The 20,103-nt window shown below is 65.4% G+C and carries 19 protein-coding genes; 13 read left to right on the forward strand and 6 right to left on the reverse strand.

Going from position 1 to position 20,103, the window contains the following annotated elements; all coding sequences use genetic code 11:
• Window positions 1-3: 3 nt before the first annotated feature.
• From BN60_RS02510 to BN60_RS02525, 4 genes are all read left to right on the forward strand, one after another.
• Window positions 4-1,623, forward strand: a complete 1,620-nt coding sequence (locus tag BN60_RS02510; RefSeq protein ID WP_020694404.1) for a peptide chain release factor 3 — start codon at window positions 4-6, stop codon at window positions 1,621-1,623.
• Window positions 1,623-1,970 carry a RidA family protein gene (locus BN60_RS02515; RefSeq protein WP_043284595.1) on the forward strand — a complete coding sequence of 116 codons (348 nt, stop codon included), beginning with the start codon at window positions 1,623-1,625 and terminating at the stop codon, window positions 1,968-1,970. Before BN60_RS02510 ends, BN60_RS02515 begins: the two co-directional genes overlap by 1 nt.
• Before the next feature lie 39 nt (window positions 1,971-2,009).
• A complete protein-coding gene (locus BN60_RS02520; RefSeq protein WP_020694406.1) occupies window positions 2,010-2,357 on the forward strand; it encodes a RidA family protein in 348 nt (115 codons plus the stop codon).
• A 132-nt stretch (window positions 2,358-2,489) separates the two neighbouring features.
• A complete protein-coding gene (locus tag BN60_RS02525; protein ID WP_020694407.1) occupies window positions 2,490-4,343 on the forward strand; it encodes an acyl-CoA synthetase in 1,854 nt (617 codons plus the stop codon).
• Here the strand turns inward: BN60_RS02525 and BN60_RS02530 are convergent.
• Complete coding sequence (locus tag BN60_RS02530) at window positions 4,336-5,739, reverse strand: FAD-binding oxidoreductase (protein ID WP_020694408.1); 1,404 nt, start codon at window positions 5,737-5,739, stop codon at window positions 4,336-4,338. The two genes, BN60_RS02525 and BN60_RS02530, sit on opposite strands and share 8 nt — an antisense overlap.
• A gap of 82 nt (window positions 5,740-5,821) precedes the next feature.
• Between BN60_RS02530 and BN60_RS02535 the strand changes: the two genes are divergently transcribed.
• From BN60_RS02535 to BN60_RS02545, 3 genes are all read left to right on the forward strand, one after another.
• On the forward strand, window positions 5,822-7,072 hold the full coding sequence (locus tag BN60_RS02535) for a thiolase family protein (RefSeq protein ID WP_020694409.1): 1,251 nt from the start codon (window positions 5,822-5,824) through the stop codon (window positions 7,070-7,072).
• Between the two features lie 87 nt (window positions 7,073-7,159).
• Window positions 7,160-8,056 (forward strand): SDR family oxidoreductase, encoded by an 897-nt coding sequence (locus BN60_RS02540; RefSeq protein ID WP_020694410.1) that lies wholly within the window; start codon window positions 7,160-7,162, stop codon window positions 8,054-8,056.
• Between the two features lie 14 nt (window positions 8,057-8,070).
• Window positions 8,071-9,267: an adenylate/guanylate cyclase domain-containing protein gene (locus BN60_RS02545; protein ID WP_020694411.1), complete on the forward strand. Its 1,197-nt coding sequence runs from the start codon at window positions 8,071-8,073 to the stop codon at window positions 9,265-9,267.
• Here BN60_RS02545 and BN60_RS02550 read toward each other — a convergent pair.
• The gene (locus tag BN60_RS02550) at window positions 9,264-9,710 is read right to left on the reverse strand and encodes a flavodoxin domain-containing protein (RefSeq protein WP_020694412.1); all 447 of its coding nucleotides are present in this window, start codon (window positions 9,708-9,710) and stop codon (window positions 9,264-9,266) included. The two genes, BN60_RS02545 and BN60_RS02550, sit on opposite strands and share 4 nt — an antisense overlap.
• A gap of 66 nt (window positions 9,711-9,776) precedes the next feature.
• Here BN60_RS02550 and paaG point away from each other — a divergent pair, with 66 nt between their 5' ends.
• Genes paaG through BN60_RS02565 form a run of 3 tightly spaced genes read left to right on the forward strand, consistent with a single transcriptional unit; the run spans window position 9,777 to window position 12,335 of the window.
• Entirely contained in the window at window positions 9,777-10,592 is an 816-nt protein-coding gene (paaG, locus tag BN60_RS02555; RefSeq protein WP_083855923.1) for a 2-(1,2-epoxy-1,2-dihydrophenyl)acetyl-CoA isomerase PaaG, read from the forward strand.
• Between the two features lie 10 nt (window positions 10,593-10,602).
• Window positions 10,603-11,391 carry an enoyl-CoA hydratase-related protein gene (locus BN60_RS02560; protein ID WP_020694414.1) on the forward strand — a complete coding sequence of 263 codons (789 nt, stop codon included), beginning with the start codon at window positions 10,603-10,605 and terminating at the stop codon, window positions 11,389-11,391.
• A gap of 11 nt (window positions 11,392-11,402) precedes the next feature.
• The gene (locus BN60_RS02565) at window positions 11,403-12,335 is read left to right on the forward strand and encodes an SMP-30/gluconolactonase/LRE family protein (protein ID WP_020694415.1); all 933 of its coding nucleotides are present in this window, start codon (window positions 11,403-11,405) and stop codon (window positions 12,333-12,335) included.
• 21 nt (window positions 12,336-12,356) lie between these two features.
• Here BN60_RS02565 and BN60_RS02570 read toward each other — a convergent pair whose 3' ends face one another.
• Both BN60_RS02570 and BN60_RS02575 read right to left on the reverse strand, forming a co-directional pair.
• Window positions 12,357-13,751, reverse strand: a complete 1,395-nt coding sequence (locus tag BN60_RS02570; protein WP_020694416.1) for a malonyl-CoA decarboxylase domain-containing protein — start codon at window positions 13,749-13,751, stop codon at window positions 12,357-12,359.
• 75 nt (window positions 13,752-13,826) lie between these two features.
• Window positions 13,827-15,587, reverse strand: a complete 1,761-nt coding sequence (locus BN60_RS02575) for an ABC transporter ATP-binding protein (RefSeq protein WP_020694417.1) — start codon at window positions 15,585-15,587, stop codon at window positions 13,827-13,829.
• 194 nt (window positions 15,588-15,781) lie between these two features.
• Here BN60_RS02575 and BN60_RS02580 point away from each other — a divergent pair, with 194 nt between their 5' ends.
• Window positions 15,782-16,837, forward strand: a complete 1,056-nt coding sequence (locus tag BN60_RS02580) for a glycosyltransferase family 4 protein (protein WP_020694418.1) — start codon at window positions 15,782-15,784, stop codon at window positions 16,835-16,837.
• Between the two features lie 4 nt (window positions 16,838-16,841).
• Here the strand turns inward: BN60_RS02580 and BN60_RS30675 are convergent, their stop codons facing one another.
• Together BN60_RS30675 and BN60_RS30680 are read right to left on the reverse strand one after the other, a co-directional pair.
• Window positions 16,842-17,486 (reverse strand): DNA-3-methyladenine glycosylase family protein, encoded by a 645-nt coding sequence (locus BN60_RS30675; protein ID WP_020694419.1) that lies wholly within the window; start codon window positions 17,484-17,486, stop codon window positions 16,842-16,844.
• Window positions 17,483-18,034 (reverse strand): methylated-DNA--[protein]-cysteine S-methyltransferase, encoded by a 552-nt coding sequence (locus BN60_RS30680; RefSeq protein WP_020694420.1) that lies wholly within the window; start codon window positions 18,032-18,034, stop codon window positions 17,483-17,485. The genes BN60_RS30675 and BN60_RS30680 overlap by 4 nt, the downstream gene beginning before the upstream one ends.
• Window positions 18,035-18,159: 125 nt before the next feature.
• Here BN60_RS30680 and BN60_RS02595 point away from each other — a divergent pair, with 125 nt between their 5' ends.
• Together BN60_RS02595 and BN60_RS02600 are read left to right on the forward strand one after the other, a co-directional pair.
• Entirely contained in the window at window positions 18,160-19,392 is a 1,233-nt protein-coding gene (locus BN60_RS02595; RefSeq protein WP_020694421.1) for a BtaA family protein, read from the forward strand.
• A 1-nt stretch (window position 19,393) separates the two neighbouring features.
• The gene (locus tag BN60_RS02600; RefSeq protein ID WP_020694422.1) at window positions 19,394-20,065 is read left to right on the forward strand and encodes a class I SAM-dependent methyltransferase; all 672 of its coding nucleotides are present in this window, start codon (window positions 19,394-19,396) and stop codon (window positions 20,063-20,065) included.
• Window positions 20,066-20,103: the final 38 nt, after the last annotated feature.

The following is a 20,103-nucleotide window of genomic DNA, read 5'->3' on the forward strand; positions in this document are numbered from 1 at the left end:
GAAGTGCCCGATTCCGCCGTTTCTCACGATCTCGACGCCCGCCTTGCCGGCCACCCTGCCGGCTTGCGGCGCACGTTCGCGATCATCTCCCATCCCGATGCCGGCAAGACCACGCTGACCGAGAAGCTGCTGCTGTTCGGCGGCGCCATCCACGTCGCGGGCGCGGTCAAGGCGCGTGGCGAGGCCCGCCGGGCGCGCTCCGACTGGATGAAGATCGAGCAGCAGCGCGGCATCTCGGTCACCACGTCGGTGATGCACTTCGAGTATGGCGGCGCGGTCTTCAACCTGCTCGACACGCCGGGCCACGAGGACTTCAGCGAGGACACCTATCGTACCCTGACGGCGGTCGACTCGGCCGTCATGGTGATCGACGCGGCCAAGGGCATCGAGGCGCGCACGCGCAAGCTGTTCGAGATCTGCCGCCTGCGCGACGTGCCGATCGTGACCTTCATCAACAAGATGGATCGCGAGAGCAAGGATCCCATCGAGCTGCTCGACGAGATCGCCTCGACCCTGGCGCTCGACGTGACGCCGATGAGCTGGCCGGCCGGTTCCGGCCAGAATTTCAAGGGCACCTACGATCTTGCCAACGACCGTATGCTGATCTTCGACGCCGCCGATCGCGAGCGCATCGGCCAGTCGGTTGCCTATAAAGGTATCGAAGATCCGGCCCTGGCGAAGTCGCTGCCGGCCGAACTGTACGCCAAGCTCGCCGAAGACGTGGAGCTGGTACGTGCCGGCTATCCGTCATTCGACATCGAGTCCTATCGTGGCGGCCATCTGACGCCGGTGTTCTTCGGCAGCGCCTACAACAATTTCGGGGTGCGCGAGCTGCTCGATGCGCTGGCGGCCTGGGCGCCGCCGCCGCGGCCGCAGCCCGCCGAGCCGCGGCCCATCGAGCCGACCGAACCCAAGGTCTCGGGCTTCGTGTTCAAGGTCCAGGCCAACATGGACCCCAACCACCGCGACCGCATCGCCTTCCTGCGGCTGTGCAGCGGCAAGTTCCGCCGCGGCATGAAGCTGACCCAGATGGGCACGGGCAAGACGCTGTCGGTCAATTCGCCAATCCTGTTTTTCGCCCGCGAGCGCGAGATCGTCGACGAGGCGTGGCCTGGCGACATCATCGGCGTGCCCAACCACGGCGTGCTGCGCGTCGGCGATACGCTGACCGAGGGCGAGACGATCAAGATCGTCGGCATCCCGAACTTCGCGCCGGAAATCCTGCGCCGCGTGCGGCTCGAAGACCCGATGAAGTCCAAACAGCTCAAGCGCGCGCTCGATGACCTCGCGGAAGAGGGCGTGACCCAGGTGTTCCGGCGCGTGATCGGCGGCGACCATATCGTGGGCGTGGTGGGCGAGCTGCAGCTCGACGTGCTCAAGACCCGCGTCGAGGCCGAATACCAGGTGAAGATCGATCTCGAACCGGCGCCCTTTGAGACGGCGCGCTGGATCTCGGCCGAGACGAAGGCCGATCTCGAAGCCTTCATGTCGGCCAATCGCGGCGGCATGTCCGAGGACCGCGATGGTGTGCCGGTCTTCCTGGCGCGCAACGCCTGGGAGCTGGGCTACATCGCCGAGCGCTCCCCCAAGATCAAGTTTTCCGACATTCGCGAGCGTTCATGATGACCCTGAAGCGCATCGATCCCGGCCCGCGCATGAGCGAGGCGGTCGTCAAAGGCAATCGTATCCATTGCTCGGGCATGATCCCTGAAGACACGTCGCGCGACATCACCAGTCAGGTGGAGCAGACGCTGGCGGAGATCGATTCGTTGCTGGCTAAGGGTGGCAGCGACAAGATGAAGATCCTGAGCGCCGTGATCTGGCTGGCTGACATTTCCGACTTCGCCGCCATGAATGCCGTATGGGATGCCTGGGTCGTGCCCGGCCAGACGCCGGCTCGCGCGACGGTTCAGGCCAAGCTGACTGATCCGAAGATGAAAATAGAAATCATGGTCGTCGCGGCGATCTAGTCTGCTAAGGTCGCCGCCGATTTTACGGAGGAGAAGGAAATGAGCGTCAAGCGAATCAATGCTGGCCCGCGCATGAGCAGCGCGGTGGTCCACGGCGATACGGTCTATCTCGCCGGCCTCACCGCCGACGATGCCAAGGCCGACGTGAAGGGCCAGACGAAGCAGATCCTCGACAAGATCGACAAGTTCCTGGCCGAGGCCGGCTCCGACAAGTCGAAGATCCTGTCGGCCAACATCTGGCTGACGGACATCTCCACCTGGAGCCAGATGAACGAAGTGTGGGACGCCTGGGTGTCGCCCGGCAATGCGCCCGCCCGCGCCACCGTCGAGGCCAAGCTCGCGGCGCCCGGCCTCAAGGTCGAGATCATGGTGCAGGCCGCCAAGTAAGCCTGCGCTACCGTCAAGGAAGAAGGGCCGGCAATCGCCGGCCCTTTTTTTTGTTGGAACGTGCCTCTGATGACAGGGGCTTCCTGCTCTGCTGATATCGGCTCAAACGATAAATCAAAGCAGGAAACGTCCATGAAGTTTCGTACGCAGGCGGATGTCGTCGAAATCGAGAAGATGCCGGTGGCTGAGCGTGTGAAGCACGAGAGCATGCTGGACCTGTTGCAGCACGCGACAACGGCATACAAGCCCCAGGTCGCGATCCGCTATCTGGCCGGAACCGGACCCGATGATGCGGTGCGTGACGTCACGTATGGCGAGTTGATGTCCTCGGTGCTGCAGACGGCGAACCTCCTGCATGCCCACGGCATCGGTCCCGACGATACCGTGACGCTGCTGATGCCGTCGGTGCCCGAGACCTTTTTTGCGCTCTGGGGCGCGGAAGTGGGCGCCGTTGCCAATCCCGTGAACTACTTCCTCGACGCTTCGCAGATCGCGGGCATCATGAAGGAAGCGCGTTCCAAAGCGCTGATTGCGGTCGATGCCTCGATCTTTCCCGACATCTGGCCGAAGGTGGAGGCTATTCGCACCGCCCTGCCGGATCTGAAAGTCTTCCGGGTCGGTGGTCAGGCAAGTGCGCCTATGTCCGGCGTCGTCGAGTTTGAGGCGGCCTGTGCGCAGCAACCTGGCGATCGGCTGGTGGCGCCCAAGAAGCTCGGACATGAGACTGTTGCAGCGCTCTTCCATACTGGCGGCACGACAGGTCTGCCGAAGCTCGCTCAGCATACCCACGGCGCGCTGACGCTGGCGGCGTGGACCAATGCGCTGCCTTTCGGTCTGGCCCCGGGCTCGGTTCTGCTCAATCCCCTGCCGCAATTCCATGTCGGCGGTTCGATCTTCGGTGCGCTGTCGGGGATCGCGAGCGGGTGGACCATCGTGGTCCCCACGCCGCTTGGGGCGCGCAACCCCAACGTGGTGCGCGACTATTGGAGCATCGTCGAACGCCACAAGGTGACGCTGGGCGGCGCGGTGCCAACGACACTGGCCGCCATCATGAATGTCACCCGTCAGGGCCACGACCTGAGTACATTGAAGGGCTTCGTCAGCGGCGGCTCGACCGTGCCGGTCGAGCTGATCCGGCGGATCGAGCAGGAGTTCGGCATCCCGGTGGTCGAGGGCTACGGCATGACCGAGGTGCACTGCTATTCGACGATGAATCCGGCGCATGGCGAGCGTCGTGCCGGGTCGGTGGGTTTGCGGCTGCCGTACCTCGAGGTGCGCGTGGCCGATGTCGGTCCAGACGGTTCGATCCATCGCGACTGCGGCCTGGGCGAGATCGGCCACGTGCTGATGCGGGGGCCGCAGGTGACGCCGGGTTACCTCAATCCGCGCCACAACGAGGGCGCCCTGCTGGCGGACGGCTGGCTCGACTCGGGCGATCTCGGCCGGCTCGATGCCGATGGCTATCTGTGGCTCACCGGACGCTCGAAGGACCTGATCATCCGTGGCGGCCACAACATTGATCCCGTGGTGATCGAGGAGGCGCTGACCCGTCATCCGGCCGTCGAGACGGCGGCCGCGGTCGGGTTGCCGGACGCCTATGCCGGCGAACTGCCCATGGCTTTCGTGCAATTGCGGCCCGGCAAGCAGGCGACGCCCGAAGAGCTGCGGGAGTTCTGTCGCAAGGAGATCGCCGAACGTGCTGCCGTTCCCGTGCAGGTCGTCCCGATACCGGCGATGCCCGTGACCGGCGTCGGCAAGATCTTCAAGCCGGCGCTGAGGCTCGACGCCGCGCAGAGGGCATTCGACGCAGCCCTGGCGCCGCTCAAGGCCGAGGGCGTGGAGGCCGAGGTGACGGTGCGCAACGATCCGACCTACGGCACGCTCGCCGAGGTCCGAGCCTCGGGAGCGTCAGGCGAGACGATCGCCCAACGCTGCGCCGAGCTCTTGGGCGGCTTTCAGATCCGGCATGTCGTGAAGGTCAGTTGATCGGCCCGATGATCTTGCCGGGGTTCATGATGTTGTCCGGGTCGAGTGCCTTCTTGATCGAGCGCATCAGCGACACGGCCTCGCCGTGCTCCTCGTACAGGAACTTGATCTTGCCCATGCCGACGCCGTGCTCGCCGGTGCAGGTGCCGCCGAGCGCCAAAGCGCGGGCGATCATGCGGTCGTTGAGGGCTTCGGCCTTGGGCAGATAAGTCGGATCGTCAGGGTTCACCATCATGGTGAGATGGAAGTTACCGTCGCCGACATGGCCCACGATGGGCGCGTAGATGCCGTTCGCGACGATGTCCTTCTGTGTTTCGAGGATGCACTCGGCGAGGCGCGAGATCGGCACGCATACATCGGTCGCCCACATGCCCCAGCCGGGTTTGGCGGCCTTCGCAGCCCAGGCCGCGTCGTGGCGAGCCTGCCACATCCTGCTGCGCTCCTCGGCTTGGCTGGTCCAGGCGAAGCCGCCGCCGCCATTTTCAGCGGCGAGCGCCTGCACCATCTCGGCCTGCTCCTTGGTGCCGGCCTCGGTGCCGTGGAACTCCAGCAGAAGCAGGTTCTTGGACGGCAGGCTGAGCTTGGAATAGCTGTTCACGGTATCGACCGTCTCGGTATCCATCAGCTCGATGCGCGCCACCGGGATGCCGGACTGGATGGTCTGGATGACGGTGTTGACCGCGCCTTCGAGGCTGTCGAAGGCGCACGTTGCCGCGACCATCGACTCGGGGATGCCGTAGAGACGCAGCGTGATCTCGGTGATGACGCCGAGGGTACCTTCCGAACCTATGAACAGCTTCACGAGGTCGTAGCCCGCGCTCGACTTGCGCGAGCGGCGACCCAGCCGCATCAGGCGGCCGTCCGCCGTCACGACCTGCAGCGACAGCACGTTCTCGCGCATCGTGCCGTAGCGCACGGCGTTGGTGCCGGAGGCGCGGGTGCTGGTCATGCCGCCAATCGAGGCGTCGGCGCCGGGGTCGATCGGAAAGAAGAGACCGGTATCGCGGATATATTCGTTGAGTTGCTTGCGCGTGACGCCGGGCTGCACGACCACGTCGAGGTCGGCCTCGTTCACGGCCAGCACCTTGTTCATGCGGCTAACATCGAGCGAGATGCCGCCGTTGGGTGCACTGATATGGCCCTCAAGCGAGGTGCCGGTGCCGAAGGGAATGATCGGCGTCTTGAGGCGGGCGCAGAGCTGCACGATCTGCTGGACCTCTTCGGCAGACTCGGCGAAGACCACGGCGTCGGGCAGGTGCGCTTCGTGATACGAAATATCCTTGCCATGCTGCTCGCGCACGGCATGCGCGGTGCTGACCCGGTCGCCGAAAAGCTGCTTCAGCTCGGCGATGGTAGCGTCGACGTTGGGGGCTTTTGCCTGGGCCTGAACGGCCATGTCGGTTCTCCTAGCGGGAACCATTTGGATACGCTCAAATGGCAGGAAAGCCAACCTGCAGCCAGCCCGAGGAAACCCCGCCATGCGCGACGTCTATGTGATCGGCGCCTACACCACCGTCTTCAAGAAACACCCCGGCCTGAGCTTCGGTGACCTCGCCCGCGAGGCCTATCTGGGCACACTGTCGGATGCCGGCATGAAGACCGGCGCGGATATCGAATCGGGCTGGCTGGGCAATTGCGGCATGGGCTTCTGGGGGCAGAACTCGATCCGCGGCCAGGCGCTGTTCCAGCCGCTGGTGGAGGAGGGGCTGTTCCCCGAGCGGGTGCCGATGTTCAACGTCGAGAATGCCTGTGCCACCGCCTCGACCGCCTTCATGGGCGCCTGGAAGGACGTGCTGGCCGGCACGCATGAACTTTCGTTCTGCATTGGCGTCGAGAAGCTCTTCAGCCCCGAGGCGCCGGAGCGCACCGCCGGCCTCTTCAATCAGGGCTATATCACCAGCCAGCATGACCGGCTGGTCGAGGAGATGAACCGGGTCGGCAAGATGGTCGGCTCGGCGTTCACGCCGGGTGATGACCGCACCATCTTCATGGACACCTATGCCATGCAGGCCAAGTGGCACATGTGGAAGTACGGCACGACGCAGGCGCAGATCGCTGTCGGTGCTGCCAAGAATCACAATTACGGCGCGCTGAACGAGAAGGCGCAGTATCGCTTCCAGATGACGCCGCAGTCGGTGATGGAAGACCGGCCGGTATCGTTTCCGCTGACCCGTGCGATGTGCGCGCCGATCGGCGATGGCGCGGCGGCGGCCTTGCTCTGCTCCAAGGAGTATCTTGAGAAGCTGCCCAAGGCGGTTCAGGAGCGCGCCGTGCGCATCGCCGGCGTGGGGTTCTCCGGCGGCATGTATCGCGAACTCGATCAGCCGGGCCTGACGCGCGCCGCAGCCGACAAGGCTTACAAGATGGCGGGCCTCGGCCCCGCGGACATCGACGTTGCCGAGGTCCACGACGCCACCAGCTTCTGCGAGATCTACCAGTGCGAGATGCTGCGCTTCTGCCCCGAGGGCGAGGGCGGCAAGTTCATCGAGTCGGGCGCTACAGGGCCGGGCGGCAAGTTGCCGGTGAACACCTCGGGCGGGCTCGTTTCCAAAGGCCATCCGGTCGGCGCCACCGGCCTCTCGATGCTGGCAGAGCTTGCGACCCAGCTCCGCGGCGAGGCCGGCGCACGTCAGGTCAAGGGCGCGGAGATCGCCCTGGCCGAGAACGGCGGTGGCGTCATCGGCATGGAGGAGGCCGTTGCATCGGTGGTGATCCTGCAACGCTCTTGAAACCGGGAGGAAACATCCGACATGGTGTCTCCGTCCCGGTGAGGTCCAAGAACTCTCCCGGTTTGTGCATTTGGGGAGAGATAGGCAATGACTGTTCGCTTCGATAATCGCGTCGCCATCGTCACGGGTGCCGGCAACGGGCTCGGCCGCGCGCATGCGCTGCTGCTGGCCAGCCGCGGCGCCAAGGTGGTGGTGAACGATCCGGGTGGGGCGGTCGATGGCAAGGGCGGCGACCACGCTGCCGCCGACAAGGTCGTGGCCGAGATCAAGGCGGCGGGTGGCCAGGCTGTGCCGAACTACGATTCGGTCGCCGATCCCAAGAGCGCCGCCAATATCGTGAAGACCGCCGTCGATTCCTTCGGCACCGTCGACATCGTCGTGAACAATGCCGGCGTATTGCGCGACAAGACCTTCCACAACATGACGGTCGAGGATTTCGAGTTCGTCGTGAAGGTGCACTTCCTCGGCACCGCCTACGTGACGCACGCCGCGTGGCCGATCATGCGCGCCAAAGCCTATGGCCGGGTCGTGGTGACCTCGTCCAATTCGGGCATCTACGGCACCTTCGGTCAGGCGAACTACGGCGGCGCCAAGCTCGCCGTGGTGGGCTTCATGAATGCGCTCCGTCTCGAGGGGCAGAAGTACAACATCTTCATCAACGCGCTGGCTCCTGTGGCTGCCACCCGCATGACCGAAAGCCTGATGACGCCGGAGGCCCTGGCCAAGCTTCGCCCCGAGTTCGTCTCGCCGATGGTCGCCTACCTCTGCTCCGAGCAGTGCCAGCGCACCGGCGACATCTGGAGCGCCGGCGCCGGCACCTTCGCGCGCATCGAGTATCGCGAAGCCGAGGGGCTGCGCATTTCCGGTCGTGCGCCGACGATCGAGGACGTCGTCGACAACATCGAGAAGATCGCCGACGTTTCGGCCAGCCGAGTGTTCCGCACCTCCGGCGAAGAGGTTGCGGCCGTCGTGGGCGCCTCCTGAGCGCCCCGCTTCCCATGGTGCCATCGGCCGGCGACCGCCTGGCGCCGGTCGCCGACTGGCTCGCCCGCGAGGGCCGTCTCGTCGTCTCCCCGTCGGTCTTCATCGAAAAGTTGATGGAGAGGGTCCTGCAGACGGGCGTGCCGGTGTGGCGTTTCTATATCGGCCTGCAGCTCATTCATCCGCAGCTTCAGGCGATGGGCTACGTGTGGCGGCGCGGCCAGCATGTGCAAGCGATTGCACGCGCCTATGGCATCCAGTTCACATCGGCCTATATCGGCAGCCCGCTGCAGGAGGCCCGCGAACAAGGCCGCGCCGTGCGGTACCGCCTCGACAAGATCACGGAGAAGAATCACGAGCTGCTGCAGGAAGTGAAGGCCGACGGCGGGACCGACTACTTTGCCGTGCCGATGCGGATCACCCGCAAAGGCCCGCTGCCTGTCGTCAGCTTCGCCACCGATCGCAAGGAAGGCTTCAGCGAAGCCGATATCGAAGACCTTACCCGCCTGGTCGACATGATGGGGGCGGTGACGGAGATGCACATCGAGCATGGCGTCGCCGATACGGTAGCCAACACCTATCTCGGCCGTCAGATCAGCGAGCGGGTGTTGAACGGCGCGATCCGCCGAGGCGAGGGCGAGGAACTTCGCGCCGTCCTCTGGTTCTCCGATCTGCGCGACTTCACCGGCCTCAACGAGCGGCTGCCTCCGGCCGAAGTGCTGGAACTCCTGAACAACTACTTCCAGCTCGTCGGCGATGCGTTGTCCTCGCACGGCGGCGAGATCCTGAAATTCATCGGCGACGGCGTGATGGGCTATTTCCCGGCCGAGGACGCGTTGTTCCTGCCGATGGTGACGGCCGCAGCCCTCGGCGCGGCGCGCCAGCTCCTCGACGATACCGAGGCGGCGAACGAGGCGCGCGCCGCCGCTGGCCGCGAACTGCTGCGCTTCGGCATAGGTCTGCATGTGGGCGATGTGACGTTTGGCAACATCGGCACGGAGGACAGGCTCGACTTCACCGTGATCGGGGCTGCCGTCAATCGCGCCTCGCGTCTGGAGGGATTGACCAAGGCGCTCGGCGTGAAGGTCTGTGCCTCTGCCGAGTTCAACGAAAACTGCCCGCAGCCGATGAAGTCGCTCGGCGTTCACCGCCTGCGCGGCGTTCCCAAGCCGGTCGAGATTTTCACGCTGCCGGACAACGGTGCGGCCGGCTAGACCTGAGTCTTCCAGCCTTCGATCCAGGCCAACGCTTCTTCGTCGGCCAGGGGCTGAGTCGAGGCGTCGACTTCGAGGCGCTCGCCGACCTTCTTGGCGCCGCAGAGTTCCAGCACCTGATCGACTTTCTTGCCGCCGCCGCAAAACGTGTCCTGATACGTCATGTCGCCGAGCGCGATGACTCCGTAGCGATGGCCTGAGAGATCGGATTTCTCCCGCTCCAGGGTTTCGACCAGCGGCAGGATGTTGGTCGGGATGTCGCCCGAGCCATGGGTGGCGCAGACCACCAACAGCACGTCGTGCGCCTGAAGGTCGGCGAAGGTCGCGGCCTTGTCCGTAACGTCGACCGCATGTCCGGCATCGGAGAGGACCGGCTTCAGCGCATCGGCCACCATCTGGGCGTTACCCGACTCGGTGCCGACCAGGATCAGGATCGTGGCCATTGCTTTCGCACATAAGGGAGGGAGTGCCGCCATGCGACGCGACCGGATGGCGCGGCTCCGGGACCCATGCCAGTCTCCGACCCTATGGAAGAAACGCCCGTACTGGCCGCTCTGGAGGGCGGTGTCCTGACCCTGACGCTCAACCGGCCGACACGGTTGAACGCCATGAGCCACCCGCTGATCGAGGCCATGAATGCCCAGTTGAAGCGCGCCCGCGAGGATGATGCGGTCCGCACCATCCTGCTGACCGGCACCGGCCGCGGCTTCTGCGCCGGCGCCGACCTGGCAGGGCCGGGCCCGGGCGATCCGACGCGATCGGGCGAGCGCGACGTCGGCGCCGTGATGGACCGTATCTTCAACCCCATGATCCGCGCCATGCGCGAACTGCCTAAGCCCATCGTGGCTGCGGTCAACGGCGTGGCAGCAGGTGGCGGCGCCAACCTGGCGCTGGCCTGCGATATCGTCCTGGCCGCGCGCTCGGCGCGGTTCGACCAGGCCTTCGTCCGCATCTCGCTGATCCCCGACCTGGGCGGTACCTGGTTCCTGCCGCACACGGTAGGCGACGCCCGGGCCCGCGCGCTCGCCATGCTGGGCAGTTCTGTTCCGGCCGAAGAGGCCGAGCGTATGGGCATGGTCTGGCAGGTCGTCGACGATGCCGCGCTGATGGACGAAGCCACCAAGATCGCGCGCAAGCTCGCGACCGGCCCGACGCTTTCCTATGCCGCCATCAAGAAGGCGATCGATCTGGCGGCCACCAACACGCTCGACCAGCAACTCGATTTCGAGCGCGACAACCAGCGCGAACTCGGCCGCAGTGCCGATTTCAAGGAAGGCGTCGCGGCCTTCCTCGCCAAGCGACCCGCCCAGTTCACCGGACGTTGAGAAGAAGACGATGACCTACGAGAAGATCCAGATCGCCAAGGCCGATGGCCTCGCCACCCTGACGCTCAATTCGCCGGACCGGCTGAATGCCGTCTCGCGCAAGATGATCGCCGAACTCAAGACCTGCTGGGAGGACCTGGCGGCCGACGGGTCGGTGCGCGCGGTGCTGCTGACGGGCGCGGGCCGCGGCTTCTGTGCCGGCGCCGATCTTGCCGATCCCGATCGCGAGAAGGGCGAGGTCTCGGATTCGGGCGCGGCGCTCGAGAAGTTCTTCAATCCTGTGATCCGGCTCATGCGCAGCATCCCCAAGCCCATCGTTGCGGCTGTGAACGGCCCGGCAGCGGGTGTTGGCATGAGCTTCGCGCTGGCCGCCGACATTGCAGTCGCCGCCAAGTCGGCCACCTTCCTGCAGGCCTTCGCGCGCATCGGCCTGCTACCGGACGGCGGCAGCACCTGGTTCCTGCCGCGACTGGTCGGCGAGCAGCGCGCCCGGGCCCTGGCCATGCTGGCGCCGCAGATCACCGCGCAGCAGGCCAAGGAGTGGGGCCTGATCTGGGACGTCGTCGAGGACGGCGAGCTGATGAAGTCGGCGAACGAGCTGGCACGGCGGCTGGCCGACGGACCGACGATGTCGCTGGCCCGCATCAAGGAAGCGATGGGTCGCGCCAGCGGCAACACGCTCTCCCAGCAGCTCGACGTCGAACGCGACTTCCAGCGCGAACTCGGCCGCAGCGAGGATTTCAAGGAGGGCGTCGCAGCCTTCCTCGCCAAGCGCAAGCCCGCCTTCAAGGGCAAATAGGGGGAAGCAGAATGACGACGCCGCATAAGGAGATCGCCTCGGGCCTCAAGTTCCCGGAAGGCCCCGTGGCCATGCCGGATGGCTCGGTGATCCTGGTCGAGATTGCGCGCGAGACGCTGACCCGCGTCATGCCCGACGGCAAGCAGCACATCATCGCCAAGCTGGGCGGCGGCCCCAACGGCGCGGCGATGGGGCCGGGCGGCAAGATCTACGTGACCAACAATGGCGGCTTTAACTGGATCGAGCGCCCGGACGGCCGCCTGTTTCCCGGCACGCAACCCGCTTCCTACAAGGGCGGCTCGATCCAGGTGGTCGATCCTGAGACCGGCAAGTTCGAGACGCTCTACGACTCGTGCGATGGCCGGAAGCTGAACGGTCCGAACGACCTGGTGTTCGACGATGCCGGCGGCTTCTGGTTCACCGACCTTGGCAAGACGCGCGAGCGCGACAATGACCGCGGCGCCGTCTACTACGCCAAGGCCGACGGGTCGAAGATCGAGGAGAAGGTTTTCCCGCTGGAGCGCCCCAACGGCTGCGGTCTCTCGCCCGATGGCAAGACGCTCTATGTCGTGGAGACGCCGACCGCGCGCGTCTGGGGGTTCGAGCTTTCCGCACCGGGTGTCATCAAGGACGCCAACGGCCCCTATCGCGGCGAGAAGGGCCGCGTGATCACAGGCCTCGGTGGCTACCAGATGTTCGATTCGCTGGCGGTCGACTCGCAGGGCCATATCTGCGTGGCGACCCTGATTACTGGCGCCGTTTCCGACATCTCGCCCGACGGCAAGTCGGTGACGCAGTACAAGCTGCCGGACCCGATGGTCACCAACGTCTGCTTCGGCGGCAAGGACCTGCGGACCGCCTATGCGACCTTGTCGATGACCGGCAAGCTCGTGAGCTTCGAGTGGCCGCGGCCCGGCCTGAAGCTCGAATATCTGAACAAGTAGCCGGGCAGGGGGCCGTCCCCCCTAACCCTTTGCCTGGGCGCGCACCTCGCGGCTGGCGACGACTTTGCCGTTGGCATAGGCCTCGTGATTTTCGTCGACGTCGCCGAGCTTGTAGCGGTAGTTCACCATCATGGCGTAGGCCTGCTTCAGGCCGTTGCTGCTGGTGTCGCCCAGCCAGTTCAGCCGTTCGACGATTGCGCCGTTGCCGAGATGGAAGTTGGCCACGCGATCGAGGGCGCGGCCCCTCTCGTCGGTCGAAGTGAGATAACGTGCGGCCAGCCGCGTCAGAATCGGGCGCAACGATTTGTCGATCGCCGGCACATCCCACCAGTTCGGCCGGTCGAGCAGTTGGCGGACCGCCGCCGCGCCGCGCACCTTGTCGATCACCGGCACCAGCGAGGCGATCTCGGCCGCGGTCAGCGCGCCGTCGCCTTCGTTCTTCAGGCGGCCATCGATGTGGTGGCGCAGGCCGGGAATTGGCGAGAGGGTGGCGAAATCCTTGATGTTGGGAAGGTCGCGCGCAAGCTGACTGGCGACCCGCTTGATCAGGAAATTGCCGAAGCTGATGCCGGCCAGTCCCTGCTGACAGTTGGAGATCGAATAGAAGATCGCGGTGTTCGCGCGCGCAGGGTCGGCCGTTTCGTCGCGGGCGTCGAGCAGGCGCTGCACGTTGCCGGCCATGCCGTCGACCAATGCCACTTCGACGAAGATCAGCGGCTCGTCGGGCATGCGCGGATGGAAGAAGGCAAAGCAGCGCCGGTCCGAATCGAGACGGTTCTTGAGATCGCGCCAGGAGCGGATGGCATGGACGGCCTCGTAGTCCACCAGCTTTTCCAGAAGCGCTGCCGAGGCATTCCAGTCGATGCGGACCAGGTCGAGGAAGGCCACGTCGAACCAGGCGCTCAAGAGGGGACGCAGGTCTTCGCTCAAGGCACGGGCGGCCGTGTCGGTCTTGCCCAGCGCCAGCAGCTCGGCGCGCAGGTCGACGACGAACTTCACGCCCTGCGGGACGCCGACGAACTCACGCAGCAGGCGGACCGCCGGCGGCTCCAGCACACGCATCAGCGCCCGGGCAGGTTCCTTTCCCGAGCGCCAGTGCTCGACCTTGGCGACCGCCGCCTCGCGCGGCAGCCCATAGTCGTGGGCCAGCGTCAGGAGGAACTTTTTGCGGCCTGCAGGCGAGAGCGAAAGATAGGCCTTCCCCAGTTCGGCAGCACGGCCTCGTCGCGCGGTCTCGCCGCCCTTGGCCTCGAGGCAGGCGTCGATGCGGCTCTTGAGCCTTGGAATGTCGTCGTCGGGCAGATCGGCGCGCAAGGGCGCCCCGACGGCTTCGCGGGCGCCACGGGCGGTATCGATGAAGGCGATGCGCAGGCGTTCGAGCGTGCGGTCGACGGTGTTGGAGAACGGAAGTGCCATTCACCAATTATGTCATGGCAAACGTGTCACTCCAGTGGCGTCACAAGAGCGCGCCTTCAGACGTAGCCTGATTGATCAAGCGGCCGTGCGCGACAGCCGATGGAGTTCCTGCCAGACCAGGGTGCGATAGGGGCCGTCCCGGTGCAGCAGTTCCGTCGGCGCGCCATCCTGCACGATATGACCACCTTCCAGCACGAGGATGCGGTCGAAGCTGCGCAGGGTGGAGAGACGATGGGCGATGGCAATCACGGTACGGTTCTCCATCAGCCGATCCAGCGCCTGGCGGATCGCCTCTTCGGACTCGCCGTCGAGCGACGATGTCGCCTCGTCGAGAAGGAGGATCGGCGTGTCCTTGAGAAGGGCGCGGGCGATGGCGATGCGCTGGCGCTGGCCGGCCGACAGCCTGGCGCCACGCTCGCCGACGATCGTGTCGAAGCCCTGCGGCAAAGCCTCGATGAACGAGCGGCACCGCGCAGCATCCGCGGCGTGCCTGACTTCTTCGTCGCTGGCGTCCGGCTTGCCGTAGCGGATGTTGTCCATGACCGAGCGGTGAAGCAGCGAGATGTCCTGAGGCACCAGCGAGATCGCCTGCCGCAGACTCTCCTGAGTGGCCTGCGCGATGTCCTGGCCATCGATGAGGATGCGGCCGCGATCGAGATCGTGGGAGCGCTGCAACAGGGAGAGCAGCGTCGACTTGCCGCCGCCGGAAGGACCGACCAGGCCGGTGCGCTGTCCCGGCCGGAACTCGACGCCGAACTTCTCGAACACACGATGGCCGTCGGCATAGGTGAAGGAGACGTTCTCGAATGTCACGGCACGGCGCCGGCCGGCGAGGGGGCGTGCATCCGCGGTATCCCGAAGGTCGTGCGGCTGCAGCAGCGTGGTCAGTGCTTCGGAGAGGCGCGCGGTATGCTGTGTGACGTCAACCAGAGCCACTGCGAGGTCACGCGTGGCATAGAGGATCGTCATTCCGAGCGTGCACACCAGGATGACCTGGCCGCTGCTGATCGCGCCGCGCTGCCACAGCACGATCGCCCAGGCGAGCAGGCCGACGGTCAGCGCGACCGTCAAGGCGGCATGAAGGAAGCGGATCTTCTCTAGATAGAGCAGGCTCGTGCGGCGGGCGGCCATCTCCTCGCCGACGGTGTCACGGAAGCGACGGCGTTCCCGGCCGATGGCGCCGAAGCTGCGCACCAGCATGATGTTGGAGACGACGTCCGTCAGCTCGCCTTCGACTCCCGCCGCCTTGTCGGCAAAGCCCATATGCAACGTCGCGCCGGCTGCCGCGAGCTTGAAAAGTCCGTAGAGCAGGACGGCGGCCACCACAACCAGTGATCCCGTCATCAGCGGATCGACAGTTATCAGGAAGGCGACGGCGCCCAGCGTGGCGACGCAGGGCGGCAATACATTCCATATGAACATGTTCTGGATGGTGAAGGCGGCGTTGCCTGTCGCCGTTACCCGGCCTGTTACTGTGCCGGCCTGGCGGCTTGTGAAGAAGCTGGGCGCGTGATCGGTGATATGGCGGAACAGCTCGCCGCGCAGTTCGCCGCTTGCTGCCACGAACGCGTAGCTGGCAATCCAGCCCGCGAGCCGCCACAGGAAGTTGTCGGTGGCCATCAGACCTACCAGCAGTGCGAAGGCTATCCAGACCATCTCGGTATGACCGCCGGACAGCGCATCGATAAGGGATTTCACGCCGTACTGGGTGCTAACCGAGCAGGCAGCCGCGCCGACGACCGCTGTCAGAATGGCGGCATGCGCGATCGGCCGGCGGGCGACATATCGAAAGAGAAAGGCGAACGGTCGGCCGGCGAGTGGGCTGAGATCTTCCATAACCTTGGGAACGAATCTGCGGCTGAAAGGTTCATTAGCTTGCGGCTCCAGCCGCGAGCTGTGACCAAACGGTGGCTGCCGCGCGATCACCACATTAGCAGGCTGATTCTTGCGCTTCCGTGCCGAACGGCGTCGTCCTGAAGCAGAGCGAAGATAATGTGTGCCGGGGCCACCAAATACGGGAGTACAAGTGCATGCGCATTGCCCAAGTCGCACCGCTGACCGAGGCCATACCCCCCAAACTCTATGGTGGCACCGAGCGCGTCGTATCCTGGCTGACCGAGGAATTGGTGGCCCTTGGCCATGATGTGACGCTATTTGCCAGCGGCGACTCCAGGACCACGGCTCATCTGGAACCGATCTGGCCCCGGGCTCTCCGGCTCGACGGCAAGGTGCGCGATCCGATGGCGTTGCACATGGCGATGTTAGAGCAAGTCTATCAGCGCGCCGACCAGTTCGACATCCTGCACTTTCACCTCGATTACTTTCCGTTCTCGCTCTTCTCGCGCAACGCGACGCCCTTCATTACAACTTTGCATGGCAGACTTGATCTGCCCGAACATCAGGTGGTGTTCGATGTTTTCAATCGTGCACCTGTGATCTCCATTTCCGATGCGCAGCGCGGGCCGGTGCCCAACGCGCACTGGATCGAAACAATTTATCACGGCCTGCCGGCCGATCTTCTGCGGCCTGATCCGGTGCAGCCAGGATACCTTGCGGTGCTCGGCCGTATAGCGCCGGAGAAAGCGGTCGACCGCGCTATCCACATCGCCCGCCGCGCCGGGATGCCGTTGAAGATCGCGGCCAAGGTCGATCCGGTCGATCGTCAGTATTTCGAGCACGAGATCCGGCCACTGCTCGACCTGCCCGGCATCGAGTATATCGGCGAGATCAACGACGTGCAGAAATCCGAGTTCCTGAGCGGAGCCATCGGCCTCCTGATGCCCATCGACTGGCCCGAACCGTTTGGGCTGGTCATGATCGAGGCGATGGCCTGCGGCACGCCGGTGCTCGCCTATCCTGGCGGCTCGGTTCCCGAGATCGTCGAGGACGGCCTGACCGGCTTCATCGTCAACAACGAAGCGGAAGCCGTCGACGCCGTACGCCGCCTGCCTGAGCTGTCGCGTCCCCGGATCCGCGCTCGCTTCGAGGAACGCTTCACGGCCCGGCGCATGGCGATGGATTATCTCTCGGTCTATCGCCGCATGGCCGAGAGCCACGCCCCGCGTCTCAGGGTGGTCACGGCCTGAGGCATCAGGGACCGACCGCGGCGGTTTCCAGCGTCCGCCAGAGATACCAACTCGCAACCGTCCGATAGGGCCGCCACTTTTCGCCGGCCCTTTCGAGGACTTGCGGCGAGGGCAGGGCGCGCCTTCGAAAGGCCTTCGCATAGGCCTTGCGCAGGCTGTAGTCGTCGAGCGGCAGGACGTCCGGTCGACCGAGCCTGAACATCAGGAACATCTCGGCGCTCCAGCGGCCTATGCCGCGCACCTGAACCAATCGCTCGATCAGCGCCGCATCGTCGAGCGCCTGCGCCTGCTCGAGGGTTGGCAACTCGCCGCTGGCCACCCGGCGCGCGAGGTCCTGCACGGCCAGTACCTTGGCGCGCGAGAGACCACAGCCGCGCAGTCTCTCGTCGGGCGTCTTCAGGATATGGCGCGGCGTGAAGCCATCCGTTGCGCGTGGATAGAGGGCCTCGACCCGGCTGTAGATCGTTGCCGCAGCCTTGTTGGAGAGCTGCTGGTAGACGATCGCTTCGGCGAGTGCGCCAAACAGGCTGCGCGAGGCCTTGAGTTCCATCCGGAAAGGGCCGACAGCGTCGATGATCTCGGCGAGCGCCGGATCGGCCGCGCGCAGGTGGCCGATGGCCCGACGTGGTCGGAAGGCAAAGCCGGTCATCGCCCTGTATCGAACAGGGGGCCGGCGCCGAGCGCCGAGGCGCCTTCGATTTCCAGGATGCGTCGCTTGGTGGCGACGCCGCCACCTGCGGAGAAGCCGCCCATCTTGCCGTCGGCGCCGAGCACGCGGTGGCAGGGGACGATGATGGCAATGGGATTGCGCCCCAGCGCCTGGCCGACCTCGCGCGATTCGTGCGGCACACCGAGGCGCCTGGCGATCTCGCCATAGGTCATGGTGTGGCCGGGAGGGATGGTGCGTGCCACTTCGTAAACCTTGCGATGGAACTCGGGCGCGGCTTCGAGGTCGAGTGGAATGTCTTCGAGATCGATCGCGCCTCCTGCCAGCAATGCCTGCACGCGATCGAGGGCACGCTGTACGCCGGAAGGCGGGTCGGTCTCCGTCACACCGGGCCAGCGCCGCTTGACCCGGCTGCGCGTTGCCTGCGCGGTCGCCTCGGGCAACTGCAGGCCGGCGATGCCGCGACCGCTCCAGACGAGGCCGCAAGTGCCGATCGGCGTATCGAACAGGGTGAAGCTCAAAGCTGTCATGCGGGCAGCTTTCTACCTAACCGGTAATCCCGTCAAGTCGTGGAAATCCACCGACCGTACCGTCATCAAACTGGCACCGACGGTGGGTATTTTGTCGGGATTGGGTCGAGCCGGAGTTCCAGGGGTTGGTCTATCTGCGGGCCGAGAGCCATGTCCGTCTGAAAGAGGCGGTGCGCCGACACAGGGCGCTATCCCGCGAGGGGCTTCTGGAGCGTCTGTTCGAGAAGCTTTTTCGTGGCCTTGTGTACACGCAGATCTGGGAAGATCCCGAGATCGACCTTGAAGCCCTGGCCCTGACACCGGATTGCCATGTCGTGGCGATCGCCTCGGGCGGCTGCAACGTTCTTTCCTACCTGACCGCCGATCCTGCGCGCATCACGGCGCTCGATCTCAGCGCGGCACATGTCGCCCTGAACCGGCTGAAGCTGGCCGCGGCGATCCGGCTGCCTTCATGGGAGGCGTTCTACCGCTTCTTCGGGGCGGCCGATGCCGAAGCGAACATTCGCGCCTATGACCGGCTGATTGCGCCGCATCTCGACTCGCAAAGCCGCACCTATTGGGAAGGCCGAGGCCTCCAGCAGCTGGGCCGTCGCCGCATTTCGATCTTTGCCCGCAATGCCTATCGGCACGGCGTGCTGGGCCGTTTCATCGGCGTCGCACATGTCGCTGCACGCGCCTATGGCGTCGATCTGCGCCAACTCCTGAGTGCTCGGTCACTCGACGACCAGCGCCGTTTCTTCGAGACCATGCTGGCGCCTCTGTTCGACAAGCCCGTCGTGCGATGGGCCACAGCCAACCGCCTGTCGCTCTATGGTCTCGGCATTCCGCCCGCGCAGTACGAGGCATTGGCCGGCGGCCGCGATATGGGGGCCGTGCTGCGGGATCGCGTCGAGCGGCTTGTCTGCGGCTTCAGCCTGAATGACAACTACTTTGCCTGGCAGGCGTTCGGCCGCTCCTATGCGCGCGATGCCAGCGGTCCGCTGCCTCCCTATCTGCGGCAGGATCAGTTCGAGGCCGTGCGCCGTCGCGCCGACAGGGTCGAGGTGATGAACAGGTCGGTCACGGAGTATCTCGCTTCCTGTCCGGCCGGATCGCGTGATCGCTACGTGCTGCTCGATGCCCAGGACTGGATGACCGACATCCAGCTCAACGCACTTTGGATCGAGATCACGCGCACAGCGCGGCAGGGCGCGCGCGTCGTCTTCCGCACGGCTGCCGAACCTTCGCTGCTTCCGGGCAGGGTCGATCCGGCGCTGCTCTCGCGCTGGCGCTATGACGAGGAGGCATCGCTCGCCTTCACGCAACGCGATCGGTCCGCCATTTACGGCGGCGTCCACCTCTATGTCTTCGAGGGCTGACATGAGCGATATCACGGCGTCGCCGGGCCGACCGGCGGAATTGATGGATCTCATCTACCGCCGCCAGCGCCACGTCTACGATCTCAGCCGCAAGTACTACCTGCTGGGTCGCGATCGCCTGATCGACCAGCTGGCACCGCGTCCCGGCGAGCGTGTTCTGGAAATTGGCTGCGGTACCGCGCGCAACCTGGTTGCCGTCGCGCGCCGCTACCCCGAGGCATCCCTGTTCGGCATCGACATCTCCGCCGAGATGCTGCGGACGGCCCGGCAGACCGTCGAGCGGGAAGGGCTCGTTTCGCGTATCCGCCTCGCCCGTGCCGACGCCACGCGGTTCGATCCGGCCATTCTCTTTGGTGTGCCGTCTTTCTCGCGGATCTTCATCTCCTACAGCCTGTCGATGATCCCGGCCTGGGAGAGTGTGCTGGCCCAGGCGCTGGCGTGGGTGCGGCCCGGCGGCGAGCTGCATATCGTCGATTTCGGCCGCCAGGAGGAGCTGCCCGTCTGGTTCAGAGCTGGGCTGCGACGCTGGCTGGCCCTGTTTCACGTCTCGCCGCGAGATCGGCTGGAAACGGCACTGACGGAGTTCGCCGACCGGCAGACGGCGAGCCTTTGCCGCTTCGAACGGCCCTTCCGTGGGTACGCCCAGTATGCCGTCTGCCGCAGGGCGGGCTGAGCCGGCAACTACCTGGGTCGCATGGCCCCTCCGTCCGG

The sequence above is a fragment of the Reyranella massiliensis 521 genome (assembly GCF_000312425.1).
In the GTDB taxonomy this organism is placed as follows: domain Bacteria; phylum Pseudomonadota; class Alphaproteobacteria; order Reyranellales; family Reyranellaceae; genus Reyranella; species Reyranella massiliensis.